10 protein-coding genes are annotated in these 26,106 nt (G+C 63.7%); 2 read left to right on the forward strand and 8 right to left on the reverse strand.

What is annotated here, in order from left to right; translation table 11 throughout:
* Positions 1-420: 420 nt before the first annotated feature.
* From HU735_RS26030 to HU735_RS26055, 6 genes are all read right to left on the reverse strand, one after another.
* Entirely contained in the window at positions 421-888 is a 468-nt protein-coding gene (locus tag HU735_RS26030) for an SRPBCC family protein (protein ID WP_186716310.1), read from the reverse strand.
* Between the two features lie 31 nt (positions 889-919).
* Entirely contained in the window at positions 920-4,351 is a 3,432-nt protein-coding gene (locus tag HU735_RS26035) for an amino acid adenylation domain-containing protein (RefSeq protein WP_186716311.1), read from the reverse strand.
* Positions 4,352-4,361: 10 nt separating this feature from the next.
* Positions 4,362-5,291 carry a diiron oxygenase gene (locus HU735_RS26040; RefSeq protein ID WP_186716312.1) on the reverse strand — a complete coding sequence of 310 codons (930 nt, stop codon included), beginning with the start codon at positions 5,289-5,291 and terminating at the stop codon, positions 4,362-4,364.
* Entirely contained in the window at positions 5,288-6,064 is a 777-nt protein-coding gene (locus HU735_RS26045; protein WP_050707499.1) for a DUF3050 domain-containing protein, read from the reverse strand. The genes HU735_RS26040 and HU735_RS26045 overlap by 4 nt, the downstream gene beginning before the upstream one ends.
* A 601-nt stretch (positions 6,065-6,665) precedes the next feature.
* Positions 6,666-7,232, reverse strand: coding sequence for a hypothetical protein (locus HU735_RS26050; RefSeq protein WP_186716313.1), 567 nt, complete (start codon positions 7,230-7,232; stop codon positions 6,666-6,668).
* Positions 7,233-7,310: 78 nt separating this feature from the next.
* On the reverse strand, positions 7,311-8,003 hold the full coding sequence (locus HU735_RS26055) for a GntR family transcriptional regulator (RefSeq protein ID WP_186716314.1): 693 nt from the start codon (positions 8,001-8,003) through the stop codon (positions 7,311-7,313).
* Positions 8,004-8,274: 271 nt separating this feature from the next.
* Between HU735_RS26055 and lapG the strand changes: the two genes are divergently transcribed.
* The gene (gene lapG, locus HU735_RS26060) at positions 8,275-8,976 is read left to right on the forward strand and encodes a cysteine protease LapG (RefSeq protein ID WP_186716315.1); all 702 of its coding nucleotides are present in this window, start codon (positions 8,275-8,277) and stop codon (positions 8,974-8,976) included.
* 10 nt (positions 8,977-8,986) lie between these two features.
* Positions 8,987-10,933, forward strand: a complete 1,947-nt coding sequence (gene lapD / locus HU735_RS26065; protein ID WP_186716324.1) for a cyclic di-GMP receptor LapD — start codon at positions 8,987-8,989, stop codon at positions 10,931-10,933.
* Between the two features lie 59 nt (positions 10,934-10,992).
* Here lapD and HU735_RS26070 read toward each other — a convergent pair whose 3' ends face one another.
* Positions 10,993-11,334, reverse strand: a complete 342-nt coding sequence (locus HU735_RS26070; protein WP_186716325.1) for a tryptophan synthase subunit beta — start codon at positions 11,332-11,334, stop codon at positions 10,993-10,995.
* A gap of 162 nt (positions 11,335-11,496) precedes the next feature.
* Positions 11,497-26,106, reverse strand: a 14,610-nt coding sequence (locus HU735_RS26075) for an immunoglobulin-like domain-containing protein (protein WP_238349905.1), incomplete at its 5' end; no start/stop codon positions are given.

A 26,106-nucleotide genomic window follows, 5' to 3' on the forward strand; every position in this document is an offset into this window, starting at 1 on the left:
ACTCAGCAGTGAAACGATGCATCGCCGATGGTAGTGTGGGGTTTCCCCATGTGAGAGTAGGTCATCGTCAAGATTCAATTCCGAAGCCCCTGATCGCGATGCGGTCGGGGGCTTTGTCTTTTCAGGGGTTCGATGGCGTTGATCCCGTAGACGATCGTCCAGCCTCTTGGGTTGTACTGTCGCGCAGGGAACAAAGTTGCAAGCATCAGCAGCGTGGGAGCGGGCTAGACCCGCGATCACCGGCGAAGCCGGTGCCATACACCGCATCGCGGGGCAAGCCCGCTCCCACGCTGCTGGTACTTGAAAACCTGTCGCAGCCCGAACAGTTATCCCCCGACCCCTGATATCCAAGACAAAAAAAGGCCGCTCCCGATTGGGAGCGGCCTTTTTGCTATCGGGGCATACGCCCCGCCAGTGGTATCAGCTCAGCAGATTGCGCACATTGCCCATCGCCTCATCGGCAAAGCCCTGCAGGAACGCCTGGAAGCCCGGCAGGGCCTCTGGACCACCTTCCCAGGGCTCGGCCTGGATGGTCCAGGTCGCACGGCTGCGGCTGGCGTCGATCGCCTGCACTTGCATGGCGGCCCACAGGTTGCCGATATTCAGGCTGGTGTAGATCAGGCTCCAGGTCATGTGCATGGCCTGCTCGTCACGGCTGTTCAACTGCTCGATCACCACGTTACCATCCTTGAACAGTTTCTTGCGCACCGAGCGCACGCCACTGCCGGTCATCTCGATGTGCGCCAGCGCAGGGATGAACACCGGGAAGCCGGCGAAGTTGCCGACGATGTTCCACACGCTGGCGGCCGGGGCGGCGATTTCGACGCTGGAAACCACCAGGCAGCCTTGCGGGTTGCGGATCAGGGTGTCGGGTTTGAGTGCTTGCATGGGATGTTGCTCCTGTTGTGGATAAAAGGGGTCAGATGAAGCCGATGTCGGCCAGGTAGCGGCAGCCGCGGCTGAGCAGCGCCGGGTCCTTGCTCGGGTAACGGGCGCCCATGCGCTGAACGCCGGCACGGGCGTTGTCGTGGGCGATACCGGAGATGTCGCCGATGTCTTCCTCGAAGCCGTCCAGATAGAAGCCCAGGACGTCGTACAGCGCGTTGTCGCGGTCGACCCGGGCCAACTGGCGTTGCCACTGCTCGACGCTGACCAGCTCGAAGGCGTGGCCCTGTGCATGGAACGACGCCAGGTAGTCACGCCAGCGCAGCGGTTCGGGGTTGTGCAGGTTGAACACGCATTGGCCAGCCTGGTGGCGGCTGCTATGGAAGGCGATGAAACGGGACAGGAAGTCCACCGGCATGAGGTCGAAGTCGATCTCCAGCCCCGGTACCTGGCCCAGTTGCAGCGAGCCCTTGAGCATCAGCATCAGCCGGTTGCGCTGGGGCTGGCAGGCGCCCGTGCGGCTGTCGAAGGTGATGTTGCCGGGGCGGAACAGGTTGACCCACACGCCCTGCTCGCGGGCGCGGCTGAGGATGCGCTCGCCGACCCATTTGCTCAGGTTGTAGCCATTGCGGATGTAGATCGGCGGGGTACTGGCTGGATCGCTTTCCAGCACGCGACCGTCGTTGTCCACCGCGCTGCACGCGGACAGGGTCGAGACGAAGTTGAAGATCTTCTTGCGGCGGCCTTCGCACAGCCGCAGGCACTCGAACAAAGGCTCGATGTTGTCGGCGGCCAGCACCTCGTAGTCGAGCACATGGTTGACCTGCGCGGCGTTGTGCAGCAGGGCGCCATAGTGGTTGTCCAGGTCGTCGTAAGCGGCCTGGGACAAGCCCAGCAGCGGCTTGCGCAGGTCCGCCTCGAACACCCGTACGCGGCTCAGGTCCAGGACAATGTGGTTGTCCCGCAAGGCCTGGGCGAAGCGCTCCTCGGCCGACTGCCCACCGGCGCGGCGTACCAGGCAGGCGACTTCGGTGGCGCCCCACTCCAGCAGGGCTTCGACCAGGTGCACGCCAAGGAAGCTGTTGGCCCCGGTGACGATGACCTTGTGCACATCGCCCAGACGCTCCATCGGCAGCACCTGCAGGCCGAGATCGCGGTTGGCGTCCTGCTCCAGGCGCGCCAGGGAGGTCTGCAGCGCATCATCGTTGCCGTCGAGCAGCGCGCCCAGGCGCTGCAGGGTCGGCTGCTCGATGAAACGGTTGATCGCCACACCCTGGCCGAAGTGTTCCCGGATCTCCAGCAACAGGCGCGACAGCAGGATCGAGTGCCCGCCTAGGTTGAAGAAGCTGTCGTCCATGGAGATGTCAGCTGGCGGCAGCTCCAGCAATTCGCTCCACAGCTGTAGCAGGCGCTTTTCTGTCTCGGTCGCCGGCGCGATGCGCGCGTTCGTTGGCAGGGTCAGTGGCCGCGCCGACAACGCTCGGCGGTCTACCTTGCCGTTGGCCGTATAGGGCATGTGCTCCAGCACCTGGTAGAACATCGGGCGCATGTAGTCGGGCAGGTGCCGTTCGGCATGATCGCGCAGCAAGGCTTGTGCATCGGCCCGCTGCGGATAGGCGAGGAAGGCCAGGATCCGGCGCTGTGCGTCGATCACCACCGCTACCTGGGCGAACAGGTGGCTGTCGCGCAGGCAGTGCTCGATCTCCTCGGGCTCGACCCGGAAACCTCGGATCTTCACCTGGTTGTCACGCCGTCCGCACAGTTCAATACCCTGGGCGGTCCACTTGCCGATGTCTCCGGTGCGATAGGCACGCAGCGTGCGGCCGGCGGGCAGGCTCAGCTCGACGAAGCGTTCGGCGGTCAGTGCCGGCTTGTTCAGGTAGCCCAGGCCGACACCGGGCCCGGCGATGTACAGCTCGCCCGGTGTCTGCTCCGCTACCGGTTGCAGTGCCTGGTCGAGTATCAGCACCTGGGTGTTGGCGATCGGCAAGCCCAGGTTGCGGTTGCTGTCAGCACTCGCGAACACCCGGGTGGTGGCCAGCACGGTGGTCTCCGTCGGCCCGTAGATGTTGTGCATCCGGCACTGCCCCGCGAGACGGGCGATGACCTCTGGCTCACAGACGTCGCCGCCGGTGATCAGGTGGCGCAGGCCGAGGTGGAGATCGCGGGGCAGGATGCTCAGCAGGGCCGGTGGCAGGAACGCGTGGCTGACTTCCTGGCTGTGGATAAGTTGTACCAGCTGCTGCGGATCACGGCGCTGGTCCTCGCTGGGCAGCACCAGTTCGGCACCGCAGGCGAAGGTCGGCAGGATGTCCAGCAGCGAGGCATCGAAGCCGATGGTGGAGAACTGCAGCACCCGGCTGTGTCCGTCCAGGGCCACATGCTCGCGGTACCAGGCCATGAAGTGCGCCAGGTTGCGCTGGCTGAGCAGCACGCCCTTGGGCTGGCCGGTGGTGCCGGAGGTGTAGATCGCCACGCAGGCCTGCTCGGCGCCGGCCTGGCGCAGCGCCAAGCCAGGCAACGGCATGTCTGACGTCGTTGCGAGGCTGCGAACATCCACATGGGGGATATCCACAGGCACATGCCCGTCATGCAGCACGACGCAGGCACCGGCATCCTCGAGGATCGACTGGCATCGTTCGGCCGGCGTTGCCGGGTCCAGCGGCAGGTAGATAGCGGCGCAGCCCAGAACCGCCAGCAGGCTGGCATAAAGGTCGGGCGCCTTGTCCATGCACACGGCGACCACCGGCGGTTGTTCTCCGGCTTCGGGCAGCAACGGCGCCAGGGCCTGTTGGATGGCGACGGTGCGAGCATGCAGCTGGCGATAGGTGGAACGCTGGCCGGCGTGGTTCAGGGCAGAGTATTCGGCATGCAGGCGCAGGCTGTGCTCCAGTGTTTCGACCAGGTTCGTTTCGGCCTTCTCCAGCAGGTCGGCGCGCAGCGTGCGGTTGAACGGGTGGCGGTAGGCCAGTGCCTCCAGCCAGTCCAGGCCATGCTCGCGCTCCTGGTCGCCGGGGCTTACCGCGGGCGCTTCCTGCAGATGCGCCGGATTGCGGGCAAAACGGGTGACCTGCAGGGCCAGTTGATCACACAAGGCCTGCAGGGCGTCTTCATGCAACTGCTGGCCGTTGCCGGAGCTTGGCGGGTGGATCGCCGCTCGCTGGATCAGCCGCTGGGCGTTGGCACTGCCGCACCAGCACAGGGCTTCCAGTTGCGGCAGGGGCTCGGCGAAGCTGGCGCCCAGGCGCAGCCTGAGCAGCGGCGTGTCAGCCAGGGGCTGCCAGTCGCTGCTGCCCAGGGCCAGGCTGCCGTCTTCCACCACCAGGTCCGGCCGGGTCGACAGGTGCTGGTGCAAGGCTTGCGCGCTGTCGGCGGTGGCCAAGCCATGGCCGTGCTCGTCGAGCAGGCGGGCGAATGCCTCCAGGGTGGGACTGAAGCCCACCAGGAGTATGTCGAGGCGTCTCATGTCCAGGTCCTCAGGGCAGGTAATCGCGCAAGGCGTCTTGCACGCAGGGCGACTCGAGCATCGAGCTGCTGCGGAAGAAACGCAGGATGTTGCCCAGCAGCGGATGCTGGTGATTGATCGGGTAGGCCAGGCCTTGCGCTTCATCGCGCAGGGCCTGGCGCACCGTTTCGTTCACCGGTAGGGCGGCGATCAGGGCACAGTCGAACGCCTGCTGGATGTCGCTGGTCAGGTACTGGCGCAGGAACAGCGGCAGCACCTTGGCAATCGCCTGGCGATCTGCTTGCGGCGCGGTGTGCCAGTAGATGCGCGTCAGTCGTGCCCAAAAGCTTGAATGACGGCCTTCATCCAGCAGGTGATCGGCCATCAGTCCCTTCACCGAGGGCTTGACCGAGTCGTCCTTGGCAAAGGCCGCGACATCGTCGGTCAGGGTGTTCTCGGCGATGCCCACGCAGATCAGCTCCAGCGCATCGCGCAGCGCCTCGGGCACCTGGTCCAACACGGCCGGGATGGCGCGGCTGAGTTCGATCTCCTGGGGCAGGGCGATCGGCTCGATGCCGGTCAGGGCGATGGTCTGCTGCAGGAAGTCCATCGCCACCAGGGCGTGATAGTCCTCGTCCACCACCACGGTCATCGCGTCGTAGCGGCAGGCGAACGGAAAGCGCACGGCAAAGCGGTCCTTGGCGATGCGCCGGGCGGTGCGGTCGACGATCTCGGTCTCGAAGATCACCACATCGTTGATGAACTTGTAGAGGCTTTGCACCAGCACGAAATCACGCAGCTGCGGACATTCACGCTGGAACGTCGCGCCGAGTACCAGGGGTTGGCGGCTCAGGGGGTAGATCAGTCGCTGGTCATCCTCCACCAGGCGCCGGGGCCGGGTGCGGATGGTCGCCCGAGCCTCCCAGGCCTCGGCAAAGGAGCGGTACTCGAGGGCATTCATGGGGTGACCTCGGCGACAGGCGTCTGCAGCGAAGCCCGCAGGCGGTCCCACAGCGCCATGCGGCTGTCCACCGCGGCGATGGCGGCCACGTAGACGTCTTCCTGGCGCAGCGGGTCGTGGTCGACCAGCCGGGCCAGCAACTGTTCGGCGGCAGGCCCGTGGTCCTCGGAGTCCACCTCGATGTGGCGTTGCAGGTAGTAACGGAAGGTCGGCGCCTGCTCGGTGCCGATGCCCCACTCGTCGAGGATCTGCTGGAACATCGCCGGGATCACGCTTTCCCGGCCGTGCAGGAAGGCGGCCGCGACCCGATGGGCCGGTGCGTCGAGGGCCACCTCGAGGGTGTCGCGGACGAATCGCTGGGCGGCTTCACTGGCACCGCAGCGCTGCAGGGCTTCGATGGCCGTGATGCCCTGCTGCTGCAGGCTGATGAAGCGATCGATGGCCTGGGTGCTGGCGCCGACCTCGCGCATGGCATCCAGGTAAAGCTCGAAGTGGCTGTAGTGGCCGTGGTCGAGGCGGTCATCCGATTCTTCGCCCAGCACGATCTCGTTGATCAGACGTGCTGCGGCCGGGTCCGCCGGTGGTAGCCAGGGCAGGCTGACGCAGGTCAGCTCCTGCTGCAGGCGCTTGGTCAGTGACATGAAGTCCCAGACTGCAAAAACATGGGTTTCCATGAATCGGCGCAGTGTCTGCAGCGAGTCGATTTCGGAAAATAGCGGGTGCAGGGAAAGTTCATGTTTCTTGTCGGAAAGTGTGCGCTTCAATGTGCTCATGATGAGGTCCGTTATGGGTGGCATTCAGGGGTTAAGTTGCTCTGCACATTGTTCGTTATATAAATTCCAGGCGAAGGGGTGCCTCGAATGAAATTTCGACTTCGAACAACGGATAGAGGCCGGCAGGGCTTGTCTGGCATGACGTCCACGGTGACGCCTGGCCGCCCTTGGCTGGCGCTATAAAAGTTAGAACAACTCCAAAGTTCGTCGCAATTGTTTTTTTGATTATTTTGTGCTCGGACTTTTCTTGAAATATAAGTGCCCGAATAAAACTTTGAGTAAGTTTTATTTTGGCAATATGTGCTCCTTCCGATAAATAACGATCAGAAAAATAGACACAGAGTGAATGCCTCACTCGGAGCACTGATGAACGGAGATGGGAGAGTGACTATTGGAGGGCGGCTGATCGCGTGCGGTCCTTGCCCTGGTGCCAGATTCCTTCTGCAGGTGAATGAGGAGGCAGGCGGCCAGGTCCACGTCTGATGATCAGCGGCCGCTGCGGGGAGTAGAGTGTGCCCAAAATGCTGGCACTGCCATGGCCGGCAACAGGCAGGGCAGAGGAAATATCCGCTTGGTCAGCGCCAGGAGGGCAGGGGAAGGGTCAGTAGCTGAGCAGCCCGAGGTGGCTGTTGAAGATGCGCACCAGGCGCTGGTTGAGCAACGAGGCATCGACCGATGGCATCGGCAACTCGATCAGCTCAAGCTCCCGACGCACCAGGCTGTGCCAGCCGAGCATCGCCGCCAGGGAGCCAGGCGGGTAGAGCACGGTCATCGGCACATGCAAGGGCAGGTTGGTCGTGCTGAACTGTGGGCTGTCACAGCTTGAAACAAACAAGTGACGGGTCTGCCCCGGGCAAGCCACCTGCACCTGCTGGATCAGGGCCAGGGCGATGTGTGCGCCAAGTCCCTGGGCGAACAGGGCGTGGGGCTGTCCGAGATAGGGCTGAAGCTGTTCGCGCAGGGCCTGGGTCAGGCGCCCGGCCACGGGCAGCGCGGCGGACTGTTCCAGGTCGGCAATACTCGGGACATCGACCGCGACCAGTTCGATGGGGTCGCTGAGGGTCCTGGCCCAGGTACGATACTGGGCAAGTTGCTGCCGGGTGCTGGCCAGGCAGATCAGGCGAATCCTGGACGGCTGGTCGGGCGTGATTTCCTGTCGCGTCTGCACGTGCACTGCCGTTCCTTGTGGCGGATCGTGTCTGCGCAGCGACGCGGTCGCTGAGGTCGGCTGCGCGGTTGAGCAGGATCAGTTGCCCGATTGCCTGTCGAGGTAGCTCCTGATGGTGCGCGCGGCGTGATTCAGGTGCTCTTCCAGAAGCTCGATGGCCCTGTCCACCAGTTTGTCGCTGGCGGCGTCGACCAGGGCGATGTGGTCGTCCTGGGTGAGCTTGCCCAGCCCCATCGAGGACAGGTGGAAGCGCAGGAAGCGTTCCTCCTCGTTAAGCTCGATCTCGATCATGCGCAGCAGTTTCTGGTTCTGCGCCTTGCTGTAGAGGGCCATGTGGAACAGGCGGTTGAGCCGGCCGATCTCGGCGTGGCGGGTCTCGTTCTCCAGCTGGTGTATATATGCCCTGGCCTGGGCAATGTCGTCGGCATCGAGCAAGGGGATCGACTGGCGCAGCGCCTCGGTCTCGAGCAGCACGCGCAGGGCGTAGGTGTCGACGGCGTCCTCGCCGATCAGTGGCGCCACCACCGCACCTTTGTGCATCACCACCTGCAGCAGTGACTGGGCCTCGAGCTGGCGCAGCGCCTCGCGCACGGGCATGCGGCTGACGCCGAACAGGGTCGCCAGCTCCTGCTGGCGCACGGCGGTGCCCGGTGGCAGGCGGCCGTCGAGGATGGCACTGCGCAGGCGCTCTTCTATGACACTGCGGGCCAGGTGCGGCTGTACCTGCTCGCTGCCCAGCACGGTGCTCAGGAGTTTGGGTTTCTCAGCCACGCGGGGTTCGCCTCGGCAACATGAAAATTGGATCCAATAACCCTAGTGAGGGAAGGGGGCGCTTGTCAAACGGATTGATCAAGCGGGTGCGCCATGGCGCACTCACGAAACGCGGCTATCGTGAAGCAAGTTGCCGGCATTGGGAAGATGGCCAAGGTCGCCAGCCCTTGTACGAAGCGGGTTTGCCGACAGTTGGCAGCACGGGCACCCGGTGCCATTGTCTTTTCCCGCGCCAGCCCGCACCATCGCTGCTTTCGACTGATCTGAACAGGTGTCCGCAGTGGCGATACCTTGGCCTCTCAATGCGACCGCACGCCGGCTCGGCCTGGCCGTGCTGCTCGGCTGCCTGTGGCTGGGCGCAACCCAGGCGGATTGGGACTTCTCGCAGATCAGCCGCCGTGCGCAGGCATTGTATGGCCCGCTGGGGCCGGGCCAGGGACGCATCGATGCCTGGCAGAACCTGCTGACGGCGCAGAAGCAGGGCAGCGAGCTGGAGCAGTTGCAGGTGGTCAACCTGTTCTTCAACAAGCAGTTGCGCTACGTCGAGGACATCGACCTGTGGCATGAGGTCGACTACTGGGCCACGCCGGTGCAGTCGCTGATCAAGGGCGCGGGCGACTGCGAGGACTATGCCATCGCCAAGTACTTCAGCCTGCGGCGCATGGGCATCCCGGCGGAGAAACTGCGCATCACCTACGTCAAGGCCTTGCGCCAGAACCGTGCGCATATGGTCCTGACCTATTATTCAAGCCCACAGGCCCAGCCTCTGGTGCTCGACAGCCTGATGGACGCGATCAAGCCGGCCAGCCAGCGCACCGACCTGCTGCCGGTGTATGCCTTCAATGGTGAAGGCCTGTGGCTGACCGGCGCTGGCGGCAACAAGAAGGTCGGCGACACCAAGCGCCTGTCGCGGTGGCAGGACTTGCTGAAGAAAATGCAGGCCGAAGGGTTCCCGGCCGAACCGGTTTACTGAAGGAGCACAGATGTCACTGTTCAAACAATTGCTGCTAGCCATTTGCCTGTTCCTGGTGGTCGCCTTCAGTGGCAGCTTCATGGTCAGCCTGGAGAGTTCGCGCAGCCAGTACGTCAACCAGCTGCGCTCCCATGCCCAGGATGCGGCGACCGCGCTGGCGCTGTCGCTGACACCGAACATCGACGACCCGGCGATGGTCGAGCTGATGGTCAGTTCGATCTTCGACAGTGGTTACTATTCGAGCATCAAGGTTATCGACCTGGACTCCAATGCCGTGCTGGTCGAGCGCCACGCCGAGCCCGACGCGGGAGGCGTGCCGGGTTGGTTCATCCAGCTGATCGGCCTGGACCCGGCCGGTGGCGACGCCATCGTCAGCCGCGGCTGGCAGCAGGCGGCGCGGGTCGAGGTGATCAGCCATCCGATGTTCGCCCTGGCCAAGCTCTGGCAGAGCGCCCTGGGCAGCCTGGGCTGGCTGCTGCTGTGCGGCGCGGCGAGCGCGGTGCTCGGGGCGCTGCTGTTGCGCCGCCAGCTGCGGCCGCTCGACTACATGGTGGCGCAGTCCCACGCCATTGCCCGCCGTGAGTTCCTCAGCCTGCCGGAATTGCCGCGCACGCCCGAGCTGCGTCGGGTGGTGCAGGCGATGAACCAGATGGTCGAGAAACTCAAGGCGCTGTTCACCGAGCAGGCCGAGCGCAGCGAGAAGCTGCGTGCCGAGTCGTACCAGGACAGCCTTACCGGGTTGGCCAACCGTCGTTACTTCGAAATGCAGCTTAACGCCCGGGTCAGCAATCTGGAGGAGGCCCGTGCTGGCTACCTGCTGTTGCTGCGGGTCCAGGACTTGGCGGGCCTGAACGCGCGCCTGGGTGGCCAGCGCACCGACCAGCTGCTGCAGGCGGTGGGCGAGCAGTTGCGCCGCACCTGCGCGAACTTCCCCGAGACCAACGACCTGATCACCCGCAGCCGTGGCGGCGAGTTCGCGGTGCTGGCGCCGGGGATGGTGCATGACGAAGCGATCCAGCTGGCCCAGGCCCTGGAGACCACCTTGCAGAGCCTGCACGAGACCGGCGCCAGCGATGTCGACCCGGTGGCCTGTATCGGCCTGGCGCCCTACAGCCCCGGGGATGCCCCGCAAGCGCTGCTCAAGCTCGCCGACGAGGCCCTGGCCCGCGCCGAGAGCCAGCCCGCGCCGGGCTGGGTGTGCCTGGAGCAGGGCGTCGCGGGCCAGGCCGCCGACAGCCATCACGCCTGGCACACGCGCCTGGACCAGGCGTTGGGCAAGGGGCAGTTCGAGCTGTTCTTCCAACCCGTCGTGGATGCCAGGGCGCCGGAGCGGGTGCTGCACTACAAGGTCATCTCGCGCCTGCACGACGAGCAGGGCGAAGCCCTGGCTGCCGGCCGCTTCCTGCCGTGGCTGGAGCGCTTCGGCTGGATGGCGCGCCTGGACTTGCTGGTGCTGGAGAAAGTGCTCAGGCATTTGCAGGGGCATGGCGAGGCGCTGGCGCTGAACCTGTCGGCCGCGACCCTGGCCGATCCCAAGGCGCTGCAGCGGGTCTACGAGCTGCTTGGGCAGCATGGGGCGCTGGGACGGCGGCTGACCTTCGAGATCGGCGAGGAGCAGTTGCCCGAGCAATCGGTGCTGGAGCAACTGACCCGACGCCTGCGCGCGCTGGGCTTCAGCCTGGCGCTGCAGCGTTTCGGCGGGCGCTTCAGCATGATCGGCAACCTCGCCCACCTGGGCCTGGCCTACCTGAAGATCGACGGTGGCTATATCCGCAACATCGACCAGGAGCGGCACAAGCGCCTGTTCATCGAGGCCATCCAGCGCGCGGCGCACAGCATTGACCTGCCATTGATCGCCGAGCGGGTGGAGACCGAAGGGGAGCTGAAGGTACTACGGGAGATGGGCGTGCAGGGGATTCAAGGGCAACTGGTAGGTGGGCCGGCCCCCTGGCGTTGAATGGAACCCTGTGGGAGCGGGTTCACCCGCTCCCACAGGTGCATACAAGGGCCGTGTGATCAGATCAACCCGCCGTTCTCATCTTCCTCGATCAGGTTGTTCAGGCCGCCCAGCGCCTCACGTGCGCTGGCGCGACTGAGCAGCTTGGCCTGGGCGCCGGGTGGCAGGTCGGTGATGCTGAACACGCCCTTGGCGGTCAGTACCTCGATCAGGTCCTCCAGTACCCGGATCATGTCCAGGTCGCTCTGCTTGAGCTGCTTGAGGCTGTTCTCCACCACGTCGTCGGCGAACCATTCCTGAATCTCGGCATGGTCGGCCGGGAGGATGTCGGTAAACCCGTCAAATCCGGCGGCCTCCACCCGCAGCAAACGGCCGTCAGCGTCGCGTTGCACGTAGAACATGGCGGCGTCCCTCGTCACGATGAATCCTTCTTGGTAGTCAGCAGCATAGGCAAAGTTCACCGGGCATGTAAGCCCGATGCACGAGTATGCGCGTGAAGGGATGGCTGGAAAAGCCCGCGCCCCCGACGCCGGCCCTTGCGGGCCGAGGTCGGGGGTGAGGGATCAGCTGTTGGAGTTGTCGATCTTGATGGTCGGGTCGGCACCGCTGATCAACGAGTTGATCGTGGTGTTGGACCAGTTCACACCCTCGAGCTTGATGGTCACGTCGGCGTTGGCCAGGCCACCGGCGGCGTTGAGCTTGCCTTCGGTGCTGACCTGCAGGGTCGACTCGCCATTGACCGTGGTGATCTTCAGGAAGTTGTCGATGGTGCTGGCCTTCTCGCCCTGGAGCAGGTCGCTCAGGTCGAGGCGGTCACCCTCGCTGGCCTTGAAGTCCTTGATCACGTCCTTGCCCAGGTCGCCGGCCTTCCACACGAAGGTGTCGGCGCCGCTGCCACCGGTCATGATGTCGTCACCCTTGCCGCCGATGAGGATGTCATTGCCGGCACCGCCGAACAGGATGTCGTTGCCCTTGCCGCCGTCGATGTAGTCGTTGCCACCCTGGCCGAAGATGATGTCGTTGCCGTTGCCGCCCAGCAGGGTATCGGCGCCGTCGTTGCTGCGCGAGACATCGAACTCGGCGTAGTTCTCGGTGATGTACTTGTGCATCGCCCGTGCGTCCACGCTGCCCGCGTCGACGCCCAGCTTGTCGGCGACATAGCCGCGGATCGCCTCGACGCCGGTGCCGGCAACACCGTCGAAGACCATCAGGTCGCCGAAGATGATGTCGTTGCCGTCGCCACCGTTGACCGTGTCGTTGCCCGGCTGGGTGACTTCGGTATGGCCAAGGATGGCCTCGGCCAGCTTGCTTGGGTCGATGTTGGTCTGCGGCTTGCCGTCGGTGTCGTACGGCTTCAGGTCGTTGGTGTTGACGCCGTTGTTGAGGCCGATGGCCTCGACCTCGGACAGGCCCGAGAGCAGCTTGAAGCTGTCCTGCGAGTTGCTCGTGGTGGTGCTGTTGGTGTCGTAGCCCAGGCCACCACGCGAAGACAGCTCGTAGGTGCCGTTGCCTTCGGCGTGCAGCTCGCCGGAGACGCCGTACTTCCAGTTCCTGCCGCTGATGTACTGCACCTGCAGGTTGCCGGCGTTGTCGATGCTGACGTAGTTGGTCCTGCTGCTGTCGATGTAGTCGTTGAACGCCATGCCCGGCTTGTAGTTGATCGAGGCCAGGAAGGTGTCCAGGGTGATGCCCGAGGTGCCCAGGGTCGGGTTGGGATTCTCGTTGGTCTGGTAGTAGGTCGGCTTGCCATCGGTGATGAAGAACGTCTGGTTGCTGCCGGTATTGCCACCATCCTTGAGGTTCTGGAACCAGTTGGCGGTGGTCTTGAAGGCGTCCTCGTAGTTGGTGCCGCCGTCTGCCCGCAGGTTGTTCAGGGCATTGAGCAAGGTTTGCAGGCCTGCATCGTTCAGGGTCACCGCAACGTTGCTCTTGACCTGGGTGGCGAAGTCCACCAGCAGGATGTTCACGGTACCCGACTGGTCGCCCTTGACGCTGGCGGCCAAGGTCTTGAACACCGACTCCAGGGACTTCTTCGCCGCATCCACGCCGGACGAGCCCATGCTGCCCGAGGTGTCGACGATGAAGGCGAGGTTGTAGTCCTGGCCCGGCACCACGTGCAGGCCGGTGACGTCGGCCACCACCACATCGTTGCCGTCGGTGCCGGTGATGTTGTCGCTGTCCGAGGACAGGTTGCTGGTGGTGTAGGACTGCGGGTAGACGGTGACCTTGATGGTGCCTTCGTTGGTCGCGGTGCTGCCGCCGACGCTCTCGGTGGAGGTCGAGCTGACCTTCACGTCGAACTGGCCGGCGTAGTAGGCCGGTGGCTTGATGGTCAGGCTGCCCAGGTTCCAGCCGGTGACGTCCACCGCGTCCTTGCCGACGGTGATGGTGTGGCCGGCGTTGTCGGCCAGCACCGAGCCTGCCGGGATGCCGCTGAGCTTGACGCTCAGGGACTCGGAGCCATCGGTGTCGGTCAGGTTGGTGCTGATGCCCACCAGCTTGACCGGGGCGCCGTTCTCGCTGCCTTCGTTGAGCTTGTAGCCGTCGTAGTAGCCCTGGTTGTTGCTGCCGTGCAGGTCGCCGACGGTCACGCCGGCGTTGGTCAGGTCCTTGACGCTCGGGTACATCGGGATGTTCGAGCTGTTGAGGTCGGTGACCGCGCCGTTGCCCACCTTGATGTTGACGTCCAGGCTGCCGGGGCCAGCCTGGTTGGCGTTGTAGATCTCCAGGGTGTAGTAGCCGCTGGTGGTTGGGGTGAAGCTGCCGGAGATGGCGCCGCTGCCCGAGCCCCAGGTGCCGCTGGCGACGTTCTTGCCACCCACGACGATCTGCAGGCTGTCGTCGGCGGTGCCGCTGAACGCATAGGTCTTGCCGGCTTCCAGATAGATCAGGCCGGAGGTCTTCGAGCCTGTGCCAGGCGACACGGTGGCGACCGTGTCGACGCCGGTGACGGTCTCGCTCTTGCTGGCATTGCCGGAGTTGGCGAAGACGTTCTTCAGCGCATCGCCGGTGATGCCGTTGCCGCCGCTACCCAGGCCGGTGAGGCTGTTCCAGGTTTCCTTGAGCAGGCCGATGGAGTTGACGTTGTTGTTGCCGATGTTCAGGTCAGGCTTGTCGGCCACCGGCGCGATATCGACCTTCATGGTCACTTCGCTACCGGCGTTGGTGCCGTCGTTGGGCTTGTACTTGATCTGCGTGTAGTCGGCCTGTTTGTTGCCCACGCCGCTGCCGCCATAGCCGTCGACACCGGACTGGTTGGCCAGAGGCACGAACTTGAGCTTGCCGGCGGCGATGTCGGCCTGGCTGATGTTCTGGTTCAGCGACACATCGACCCACGAAGTGCCGTTGAAGAACTTCAGGCTGCCCAGGTCCGGCAGCTTGCTGATGGTCACCGACAGGCCGGTGTTGCCATCGGCGTCGCTGACGTTGAAGTCGCCCCACTTGAACACGTAGTCGGTGTCTTCGCTGCCGGTCACGGCGCCACCGGTCGACACCGGCGCGTGGTCGTTGTCGATGATGGTGGTGGTGACGCTGGACTTGCCGGCGTCGACCTGCAGGTTCTCGAAGCCGCCGCCAGTGGCGCCGCTGATCTTGACCGTGAAGTTCTCCGAACCCTCGACCAGCTTGTCGTCGATGGTCTTGATGTCGAAGGTGGTGCCGCTGCTACCCGCCGGGATCTTCACGGTGACCACACCGGTGAAGTCCTGGCCGTCGGTGGCGGTGCCGCTGTAGGTCAGGGTGATGGTCACCTCGGACTTCGACGGGTTGCTCAGGGTCAGGTTGTAGTGGGCGGTATCGCCTTCGGTCACCGAGGTGTCGCCGCTGATGCTGACGGTGGTCAGGTCGCCCTGGCCGCTCGGCTCGTCGGTGACGCTGGTGGTGACGGTGTTGCTGCCCAGGGTCAGCTTCTCGAAGTTGTCGCCGCCGGCGACCGATTCGATCTTGTTGACGATGTTCGGTTGGCCGCCGACGTACGGGTCGTCCTTGGCGGTGATGGTGAAGGTGCCGCTGGCGCTGCCGGCCGGGATGCTGACTTTGGTGCCATCGGTCAGGGTGAAGGTCAGGCCGTTGTGGCCGGTGACCGACAGGCCCTGGGCATTGGTCAGGGTCACGGTGTAGGTGATCTGGCCGCCTTCACTGACGGTGGTCTTGTCGGCGGACAGGGTGGCCACGACTTCACTGATGGTGTCGCTGATCTGCACGGTGGCGTTGCCACCCAGCTCGAGGTTCTCGAAGGTCTTGCCGGTGACCGTGGCATCGGTGATGCCGACGGTCAGCGAACTGCCATCCTTGAACACGTCGTCGCCTTGGGCTGCGGCCTTGTACTCGACCTGGGTCTGGCCAGCCGGGATGATCACCTTGGCACCGTTGCTCAGGGTCACGGTCAGGTCCTGCGCCAGTTTCTGGCTGACCTTGACGGTGAACGACGGCTGCTGGTCTTCGGTGACGTTGCCGTTGCCGACGATGGTGACCGAGACCTTGTCGCCCTGGTTGCCGGTGCCCGGGGTGCCCGAACCTGGCTCGTCGGTGACGGTAGTCTTCACTTCGTTCTGACCCAAGGTCAGTTTCTCGAAGTTGTCGCCGCCGGTGACGCCGGTGATCTTGTTGCTGATGGTCGGCTGACCGCCGACGAATACATCGTCCGCGGCGGTGATGGTAAAGGTGCCGCTGGCGCTGCCGGCCGGGATGGTGACCTTGGTGCCGTCGGTCAGGGTGAAGGTCAGGCCGTTGTGACCGGTGACCGACAGGCCCTGGGCGTTGGTCAGGGTCACGGTGTAGGTGATCTGGCCGCCCTCGGCAACGGTGGTCTTGTCGGCAGACAAGGTGGCCACGACTTCGCTGATGGTGTCGGTGATCTGCACGGTGGCGTTGCCGCCGAGTTCGAGGTTCTCGAAGGTCTTGCCGGTGACTGTGGCGTCGGTGATACCTACGGTCAGCGAGCTGCCGTCCTTGAACACGTCGTCGCCCTGGGCGGCGGCCTTGTACTCGACCTGGGTCTGGCCGGCCGGGATCACCACCTTGGCGCCATTGCTCAGGGTGACGGTCAGGTCCTGGTCGAGCTTCTGGCTGACCTTGACGGTGAACGATGGCTGCTGGGCTTCGTTGACATCGCCATTGCCGACGATGGTGACCGAGACCTTGTCGCCCTGGTTGCCGGTACCTGGGGTGCCCGAGCCCGGTTCATCGGTCACCGTGGTGGTCAGGGTATTGCTGCCGAGGGTCAGCTTCTCGAAGTTGCCGCCACCGGTGACGGACTCGATCTTGTTGACGATGCTCGGCTGGCCGCCGACGAACACGTCGTCCTTGGCGGTGATGGTCACGGTGCCGGTGGCGCTGCCTGCCGGGATGGTGACCTTGGTGCCGTCGGTCAGGGTGAAGGTCAGGCCGTTGTGGCCGGTGACCGACAGACCCTGGGCGTTGGTCAGGGTCACGGTGTAGGTGAACTGGCCACCCTCGGCAACCGTGGTCTTGTCGGCGGACAGGGTCGCGACCACTTCGCTGATGGTGTCGGTGATCTGCACGGTGGCCGAACCGTCGAGCTCGAGGTTCTCGAAGGTCTTGCCGACCACGCTGGCATCGGTGATGCCGACGGTGAGCGGGCCGCCGTCCTTGAACACGTCATCGCCCTGGACCGGCGCCTTGTACTCGACCTGGGTCTGGCCGGCCGGGATCACCACCTTGGCGCCATTGCTCAGGGTGACGGTGAGGTCCTGGTCGAGCTTCTGGCTGACCTTGACGGTGAACGATGGCTGCTGGGCTTCGTTGACATCGCCGTTGCCGACGATGGTGACCGAGACCTTGTCGCCCTGGTTGTCGGTGCCTGGAGTGCCCGAGCCCGGTTCGTCAGTGACCGAGGTCTTCACTTCATTCTGACCCAGGGTCAGTTTCTCGAAGTTGTCGGCACCGGTGACGCCGGTGATCTTGTTGCTGATGGTGGCCTGGCCGCCGACGAACACGTCGTCCGGCGCGTTGATGGTGGCGGTGCCAGTGGCGCTGCCAGCCGGGATGGTGACCTTGGTGCCGTCGGACAGGGTGAAGGTCAGGCCGTTATGACCGGTGACCGACAGGCCCTGGGCGTTGGTCAGGGTCACGGTGTAGGTGACCTGGCCACCTTCGCTGACGGTGGTCTTGTCGGCGGACAAGGTGGCCACGACTTCACTGATGGTATCGGTGATCTGCACGGTGGCGTTGCCGCCCAGCTCGAGGTTCTCGAAGGTCTTGCCGGTGACCGTGGCGTCGGTGACGCCTACGGTCAGCGAGCTGCCGTCCTTGAACACGTCGTCGCCCTGGGCGGCGGCCTTGTACTCGACCTGGGTCTGGCCGGCCGGGATCACCACCTTGGCGCCATTGCTCAGGGTGACGGTCAGGTCCTGGTCGAGCTTCTGGCTGACCTTGACGGTGAACGATGGCTGCTGGGCTTCGTTGACATCGCCATTGCCGACGATGGTGACCGAGACCTTGTCGCCCTGGTTGCCGGTGCCTGGGGTGCCCGAACCTGGTTCGTCGGTGACGGTAGTCTTCACTTCGTTCTGACCGAGGGTCAGTTTCTCGAAGTTGTCGGCACCGGTGACGCCAGTGATCTTGTTGCTGATGGTCGGCTGACCACCGACGAATACATCGTCTGGAGCATTGATGGTGAAGGTTCCGGTGGCGCTGCCCGCCGGAATGGTGACCTTGGTGCCATCGGTCAGGGTGAAGGTCAGGCCGTTGTGGCCGGTAACCGACAGGCCCTGGGCGTTGCTCAGGGTCACGGTGTAGGTGATCTGGCCGCCCTCGGACACGGTGGTCTTGTCGGCGGACAAGGTGGCCACGACTTCACTGATGGTGTCGGTGATCTGCACGGTGGCGTTGCCACCCAGCTCCAGATTTTCGAAAGCCTTGCCATCGACGGCCGCATCGGTGATGCCGACGGTCAGGGTGTCGCCGTCCTTGAACACGTCGTCGCCCTGGGCCTTGGCCTTGTACTCGGCTTCGGTCTGGCCGGCCGGGATCACGACCTTGTCGCCGTTGGACAGAGTGACAGTCAGGTCATGGTCGAGCTTCTGGCTGACCTTGACGGTGAAGGCCGGTTGCTGGTCTTCGGTGACATCGCCTTTGCCGACGATGGTGACGGTGACCTTGTCGCCCTGGTTGTCGGTGCCTGGAGTGCCAGTGCCCGGCTCGTCGGTCACGCTCGTGGTGACAGTGTTGTCACCCAGCGTGAGCTTCTCGAAGTTGTCCGCGCCGCTGACACCCTCGATCTTGTTGACGATCGAAGGCTGGCCGCCGACGAAGACGTCGTCCGCAGCGGTGATGGTGAAGGTGCCGCTGGCGCTGCCGGCCGGGATGGTGACCTTGGTGCCGTCGGTCAAGGTGAAGATCAGGCCATTGTGGCCGGTGACGGACAGACCTTGGGCGTTGGTCAGGGTCACGGTGTAAGTGATCTGGCCACCTTCGGTGACGGTGGTCTTGTCCGCAGTGAGGGTCGCGACGACTTCACTGACGGTGTCAGTGATCTGAACCGAGGCGTTGCCACCCAGCTCCAGATTTTCGAAAGCCTTGCCATCGACGGCCGCATCGGTGATGCCGACGGTCAGGGTATCGCCGTCCTTGAAGACGTCGTCGCCTTGGGCTTTCGCCTTGTACTCGGTTTCAGTCTGGCCGGCTGGAATGACGACTTTGTCGCCGTTCGACAGGGTCACGGTCAGGTCGTGGTCCAGCTTCTGGCTGACCTTGACGGTGAAGGCCGGCTGCTGGTCTTCGGTGACATCGCCTTTGCCGACGATGGTAACGGTAACCTTGTCGCCCTGGTTGTCGGTGCCCGGCGTGCCGGTGCCCGGCTCATCGGTCACGGTCGTGGTGATCGTGTTGTCACCGAGGGTCAGTTTCTCGAAGTTGTCCGCGCCGCTGACGCCTTCGATCTTGTTGACGATCGAAGGCTGGCCGCCGACGAACACGTCGTCTGGCGCATTGATGGTGAAGGTCCCGCTGGCGCTGCCGGCAGGGATAGTCACCTTGGTGCCGTCGGTGAGGGTGAAGGTCAGGCCGTTGTGGCCGTTGACCGGCAGACCTTGGGCGTTGGTCAGCGTCACGGTGTAAGTGATCTGGCCGCCTTCGGACACGGTGGTCTTGTCGGCAGTGAGGGTCGCGACGACCTCGCTGACGGTGTCGGTGATCTGGACCGAAGCGTTGCCGCCCAGCTCCAGATTTTCGAAAGCCTTGCCATCGACGGCGGCATCGGTGATGCCGACGGTCAGGGTATCGCCGTCTTTGAAGACATCATCACCTTGGGCCTTGGCCTTGTACTCGGCTTCGGTCTGGCCAGCCGGGATCACGACCTTATCGCCATTGGACAGGGTCACGGTCAGGTCGTGGTCCAGCTTCTGGCTGACCTTGACGGTGAAGGCTGGTTGTTGGTCTTCGGTGACATCGCCTTTGCCAACGATGGTGACGGTGACCTTGTCGCCCTGGTTGTCGGTACCTGGCGTGCCGGTACCCGGCTCGTCGGTCACGCTCGTGGTGACGGTGTTATCGCCGAGGGTCAGCTTCTCGAAGTTGTCGCCACCGGCAACCGACTCGATCTTGTTGACGATCGAAGGCTGGCCGCCGACGAACACGTCATCCGGTGCGGTGATGGTAAAGGTACCGCTGGCGCTGCCCGCAGGAATGGTGACTTTGGTGCCGTCGGTCAAAGTGAAGGTCAGGCCATTATGGCCGTTGACCGGCAGACCCTGGGCATTGGTCAGGGTCACGGTGTAAGTGATCTGGCCGCCTTCGGACACGGTGGTCTTGTCGGCAGTGAGGGTCGCGACGACCTCACTGACGGTGTCGGTGATCTGCACGGTGGCGTTGCCGCCCAGTTCCAGATTCTCGAAGGTCTTGCCATCAACGACTGCATCGGTGATGCCGACGGTCAGCGAGCTGCCATCCTTGAAGACGTCATCGCCCTGGGCATCCGCCTTGTATTCGACCTGGGTCTGGCCAGCCGGAATCACCACCTTGGCGCCGTTGCTCAGGGTGACGGTCAGGTCCTGGTCCAGCTTCTGGTTGACCTTGACGGTAAAGGACGGCTGCAGGTCTTCGGTGACATCGCCGTTGCTGACGATGGTGACGGACACCTTGTTGCCGGTATCCGGATCATCAGTGACGGTGGTGGTGAGTGTTTCCTTGCCGAGGGTCAGCTTCTCGAAGTTGTCCGCGCCGCTGACACCTTCAAGTTTGTTCACGATCGAGGGCTGGCCGCCGACGAATACGTCGCTCGGGGCGGTGATGGTGAAGGTGCCGCTGGCGCTGCCGGCTGGAACGGTGACCTTGGTGCCGTCGGTGAGGGTGAAGGTCAGGCCATTGTGGCCGTTGACCGGCAGACCCTGGGCATTGGTCAGGGTCACGGTGTAGGTGATCTGGCCGCCTTCGGTGACGGTGGTCTTGTCTGCGGTGAGGGTCGCAACCACTTCACTGATGGTGTCGGTGATCTGCACCGAGGCGTTACCGCCCAGCTCCAGGTTTTCGAAGGACTTGCCATCGACGGCGGCATCGGTGATGCCGACGGTCAGGGTGTCGCCGTCTTTGAAGACGTCATCACCTTGGGCTTTCGCCTTGTACTCGGCCTCGGTTTGACCGGCTGGAATGACGACTTTGTCGCCGTTGGACAGGGTCACGGTCAGGTCGTGGTCCAGCTTCTGGCTGACCTTGACGGTGAAGGCCGGCTGCTGGTCTTCGGTGACATCGCCTTTGCCGACGATGGTGACGGTGACCTTATCGCCCTGGTTGTCGGTGCCTGGAGTGCCAGTGCCCGGCTCGTCGGTCACGTTTGTGGTGACCGAGTTGTCGCCGAGGGTCAGCTTCTCGAAGTTGTCTGCCCCGCTGACGCCTTCGATCTTGTTGACGATCGAAGGCTGGCCGCCGACGAATACATCGTCAGGGGCGGTGATGGTGAAGGTGCCGCTGGCGCTGCCGGCTGGAATGGTGACCTTGGTGCCGTCGGTCAAGGTGAAGATCAGGCCGTTGTGGCCGGTGACGGACAGACCTTGGGCGTTGGTCAGGGTCACGGTGTAGGTGATCTGGCCACCTTCGGTGACGGTGGTCTTGTCCGCAGTGAGGGTCGCGACGACTTCACTGACGGTGTCAGTGATCTGAACCGAGGCGTTGCCACCCAGCTCCAGATTTTCGAAAGCCTTGCCATCGACGGCCGCATCGGTGATGCCGACGGTCAGGGTATCGCCGTCCTTGAAGACGTCGTCGCCTTGGGCTTTCGCCTTGTACTCGGTTTCAGTCTGGCCGGCCGGGATCACGACCTTGTCGCCGTTGGACAGGGTCACAGTCAGGTCATGGTCGAGCTTCTGGCTGACCTTGACGGTGAAGGCCGGCTGCTGGTCTTCGGTGACATCGCCCTTGCCGACGATGGTGACGGTGACCTTGTCACCCTGGTTGTCGGTACCTGGAGTGCCAGTGCCCGGCTCATCGGTCACGGTCGTGGTAACCGAGTTGTCGCCGAGGGTCAGCTTCTCGAAGTTGTCGCCACCGGCAACCGACTCGATCTTGTTGACGATGCTTGGCTGGCCACCGACGAACACATCGTCCGGAGCGGTGATGGTGAAGGTGCCGCTGGCACTGCCGGCCGGGATGGTGACCTTGGTGCCGTCGGTGAGGGTGAAGGTCAGGCCGTTGTGGCCGTTGACCGGCAGACCTTGGGCGTTGGTCAGGGTGACGGTGTAGGTGATCTGGCCACCTTCGGACACAGTGGTCTTGTCGGCGGTCAGGGTCGCAACCACTTCACTGACGGTGTCGGTGATCTGGACCGAAGCGTTGCCGCCCAGCTCCAGATTCTCGAAGGCCTTGCCATCAACGGCGGCATCGGTGATGCCGACGGTCAGGGTATCGCCGTCTTTGAAGACGTCATCGCCTTGGGCCTTGGCCTTGTACTCGGCTTCGGTCTGACCGGCGGGAATGACGACTTTGTCGCCGTTCGACAGGGTCACGGTCAGGTCATGGTCGAGCTTCTGGCTGACCTTGACGGTGAAGGCTGGCTGTTGGTCTTCGGTGACATCGCCTTTGCCGACGATGGTAACGGTGACTTTGTCGCCTTGGTTGTCGGTACCTGGAGTGCCGGTGCCAGGCTCATCGGTCACGCTCGTGGTGACGGTGTTGTCACCCAGCGTGAGCTTCTCGAAGTTGTCCGCGCCGCTGACGCCTTCGATCTTGTTAGCGATCGAAGGCTGGCCGCCGACGAATACATCATCAGGGGCGGTGATGGTGAAGGTGCCGCTGGCGCTGCCGGCTGGAATGGTGACCTTGGTGCCGTCGGTCAAGGTGAAGGTCAGGCCATTGTGGCCAGTGACCGACAGGCCTTGGGCGTTGGTCAAGGTTACGGTGTAGGTGATCTGACCGCCTTCGGTGACGGTGGTCTTGTCGGCGGTGAGGGTCGCAACCACTTCACTGATGGTGTCGGTGATCTGCACCGAGGCGTTGCCGCCCAGCTCCAGGTTTTCGAAGGACTTGCCATCAACGGCGGCATCGGTGATGCCGACGGTCAGGGTGTCGCCGTCCTTGAAGACGTCATCACCTTGGGCTTTCGCCTTGTACTCGGCCTCGGTCTGGCCGGCTGGAATGACGACTTTGTCGCCGTTCGACAGGGTCACGGTCAGGTCGTGGTCGAGTTTCTGGCTGACCTTGACGGTGAAGGCTGGCTGTTGGTCTTCGGTGACATCGCCTTTGCCAACGATGGTGACGGTGACCTTGTCGCCCTGGTTGTCAGTACCTGGAGTTCCAGTGCCTGGCTCATCGGTCACGGTCGTGGTGATCGTGTTGTCGCCGAGGGTCAGCTTCTCGAAGTTGTCGCCACCGGCAACCGACTCGATCTTGTTGACGATGCTCGGTTGGCCGCCGACGAATACGTCGTCAGGGGCGGTGATGGTGAAGGTACCGCTGGCGCTACCGGCCGGGATGGTGACCTTGGTGCCGTCGGTCAGGGTGAAGGTCAGGCCATTGTGGCCGTTGACCGGCAGACCTTGGGCGTTGGTCAGGGTGACGGTGTAGGTGATCTGGCCGCCTTCGGTGACGGTGGTCTTGTCGGCGGTGAGGGTCGCGACCACTTCACTGACGGTGTCGGTGATCTGGACCGAAGCGTTGCCGCCCAGCTCCAGATTCTCGAAGGCCTTGCCATCGACGGCGGCATCGGTGATGCCGACGGTCAGGGTATCGCCGTCTTTGAAGACGTCGTCGCCCTGAGCCTTGGCCTTGTACTCGGCTTCGGTCTGGCCGGCCGGGATCAAGACCTTGTCGCCATTGGACAGGGTAACGGTCAGGTCGTGGTCCAGTTTCTGGCTGACCTTGACGGTGAAGGCCGGCTGTTGGTCTTCGGTCACATCGCCTTTGCCGACGATGGTGACGGTGACCTTGTCGCCCTGGTTGTCGGTGCCCGGAGTGCCGGTGCCCGGTTCGTCAGTGACGGAGGTCTTCACTTCGTCCTGACCCAGGGTCAGTTTTTCGAAGTTGTCGGCGCCGGTGACACCTTCCAGCTTGTTGGTGATGGTCGGTTGGCCACCAACGAACACGTCGTCCGGTGCGGTAATGGTGAAGGTGCCGCTGGCGCTACCGGCCGGAATGGTGACCTTGGTGCCATCGGTCAGGGTGAAGGTCAGGCCGTTGTGGCCGTTGACCGGCAGACCTTGGGCGTTGGTCAGGGTGACGGTGTAGGTGATCTGGCCACCTTCGGTGACGGTAGTCTTGTCGGCGGTGAGGGTTGCGACGACTTCGCTGACGGTGTCGGTGATCTGCACCGAGGCGTTGCCGCCCAGCTCCAGATTCTCGAAGGACTTGCCGTCAACGGCAGCGTCGGTGATACCAACGGTCAGGGTGTCACCGTCCTTGAAGACGTCATCACCTTGGGCTTTCGCTTTGTACTCGGCTTCAGTCTGACCGGCCGGAATGACGACTTTGTCGCCGTTCGACAGGGTAACGGTCAGGTCATGGTCGAGTTTCTGGCTGACCTTGACGGTGAAGGCCGGCTGCTGGTCTTCGGTGACATCGCCCTTGCCGACGATGGTGACGGTGACCTTGTCACCCTGGTTATCGGTACCCGGAGTGCCGGTGCCCGGTTCATCAGTCACGGTCGTGGTGACGTTGTTGTCGCCGAGGGTCAGCTTCTCGAAGTTATCGCCACCGGCAACCGATTCGATCTTGTTGACGATGCTCGGCTGGCCACCGACGAACACATCGTCCGGCGCGGTGATGGTGAAAGTGCCGCTGGCACTGCCGGCCGGAATGGTGACCTTGGTGCCATCGGTCAGGGTGAAGGTCAGGCCATTGTGGCCGTTGACCGGCAGACCTTGGGCGTTGGTCAGGGTGACGGTGTAGGTGATCTGGCCGCCTTCGGTGACGGTGGTCTTGTCGGCGGTCAGGGTCGCAACGACTTCACTGACGGTATCGGTGATCTGAACCGAGGCGTTGCCGCCCAGTTCCAGGTTCTCGAAGGCTTTGCCGTCGACGGCAGCATCGGTGATGCCGACGGTCAGGGTGTCACCGTCTTTGAAGACGTCATCACCTTGGGCTTTCGCCTTGTACTCGGCCTCGGTCTGGCCGGCCGGAATGACGACTTTGTCGCCGTTCGACAGGGTAACGGTCAGGTCATGGTCGAGTTTCTGGCTGACCTTGACGGTGAAGGCCGGCTGCTGGTCTTCGGTGACGTCACCTTTGCCAACGATGGTGACGGTGACCTTGTCGCCCTGGTTGTCAGTGCCTGGAGTACCGGTACCTGGCTCGTCAGTCACGTTTGTGGTGACCGAGTTGTCGCCAAGGGTCAGCTTCTCGAAGTTATCGCCACCGGCAACCGATTCGATCTTGTTGACGATCGAAGGCTGGCCGCCGACGAACACGTCATCCGGTGCGGTGATGGTAAAGGTACCGCTGGCGCTGCCCGCAGGAATGGTGACTTTGGTGCCATCGGTCAAAGTGAAGGTCAGGCCATTGTGGCCAGTGACCGACAGACCCTGGGCATTGGTCAGGGTCACGGTATAGGTGATCTGGCCGCCTTCGGACACAGTGGTCTTGTCGGCGGTGAGGGTTGCGACCACTTCACTGACGGTGTCGGTGATCTGCACGGTGGCATCGCCACCCAGTTGCAGGTTCTCGAAGGTCTTGCCCGCCACGCTGGCATCGGTCACGCCAAGGGTCACCGAGCTGGCGTCCTTGAACACGTCGTCGCCCTGGGCCGGCAGGCTGTATGTGGCCTGGGTCTGGCCGGCGCTGATGACCACGGTGGCGCCATTGGACAGGGTCACGGTCAGGTCATGGTCGAGCTTCTGGCTGACCGACACGGTGAAGGTCGGCTGCTCGGCCTCGGTCACGTTGCCATTGCTGGCGATGCTGACGGTCACCGTGTCGATGCTGTCGCTGATCACGGTCTGGGTCGGCGTGGTGTCGGGCTCCAGCTTCTCGAAGTTGCCGCCGGTGGCACCGGTGATGCTGGTGCTGACCGTGCTGCCATTGACGAACACATCGTTGGCCGGGGTCTGGAAGTCGACGCTGCCGGTGCTTTCGCCGGCCTTGACGGTGATGGTCTGGCCGTTGGACAGGGTGACGGTGACCGGGGTCTGGGCCGGGTTGGTCAGGGTCACGGTGTAGGTGATCACGCCGCCTTCGGTCACGCTCGGCGTCGCGGTCAGGGTGGCGGTGGTGGTATCGATCGAGTCGTTGATCTTCGTTTCTGCGGGTGCTGGGTTCGGCTCCAGTTTCTCGAAGTTGCCGCCTGTTGCGCCCGTGATCGTGGTGCTGACGGTGCTGCCGTTGTTGTAGACGTCGTTGGCCGGGGTCTGGAAATCGACGCTGCCGGACGACTTGCCGGCCTCGATGGTGACGGTCTGGCCATTGGACAGGGTGACGGTGACCGGGGTCTGGGCCGGGTTGGTCAGGGTCACGGTGTAGGTGATCACACCGCCTTCGGTGACGCTCGGGGTCGCGGTCAGGGTGGCGGTGGTGGTGTCGATCGAGTCGTTGATCAGCGTCTCGGCTGGCGTCGGGTTCGGCTCCAGTTTCTCGAAGTTGCCACCCGTTGCCCCCGTGATCGTGGTGCTTACGGTGCTGCCGTTGTTGTAGACGTCGTTGGCCGGAGTCTGGAAGTCGACGCTGCCGGACGACTTGCCGGCCTCGATGGTGACGGTCTGGCCATTGGACAGGGTGACGGTGACCGGGGTCTG

Source organism: Pseudomonas sp. BW16M2 (genome assembly GCF_014268865.1).
Lineage (GTDB): Bacteria > Pseudomonadota > Gammaproteobacteria > Pseudomonadales > Pseudomonadaceae > Aquipseudomonas > Aquipseudomonas peradeniyensis.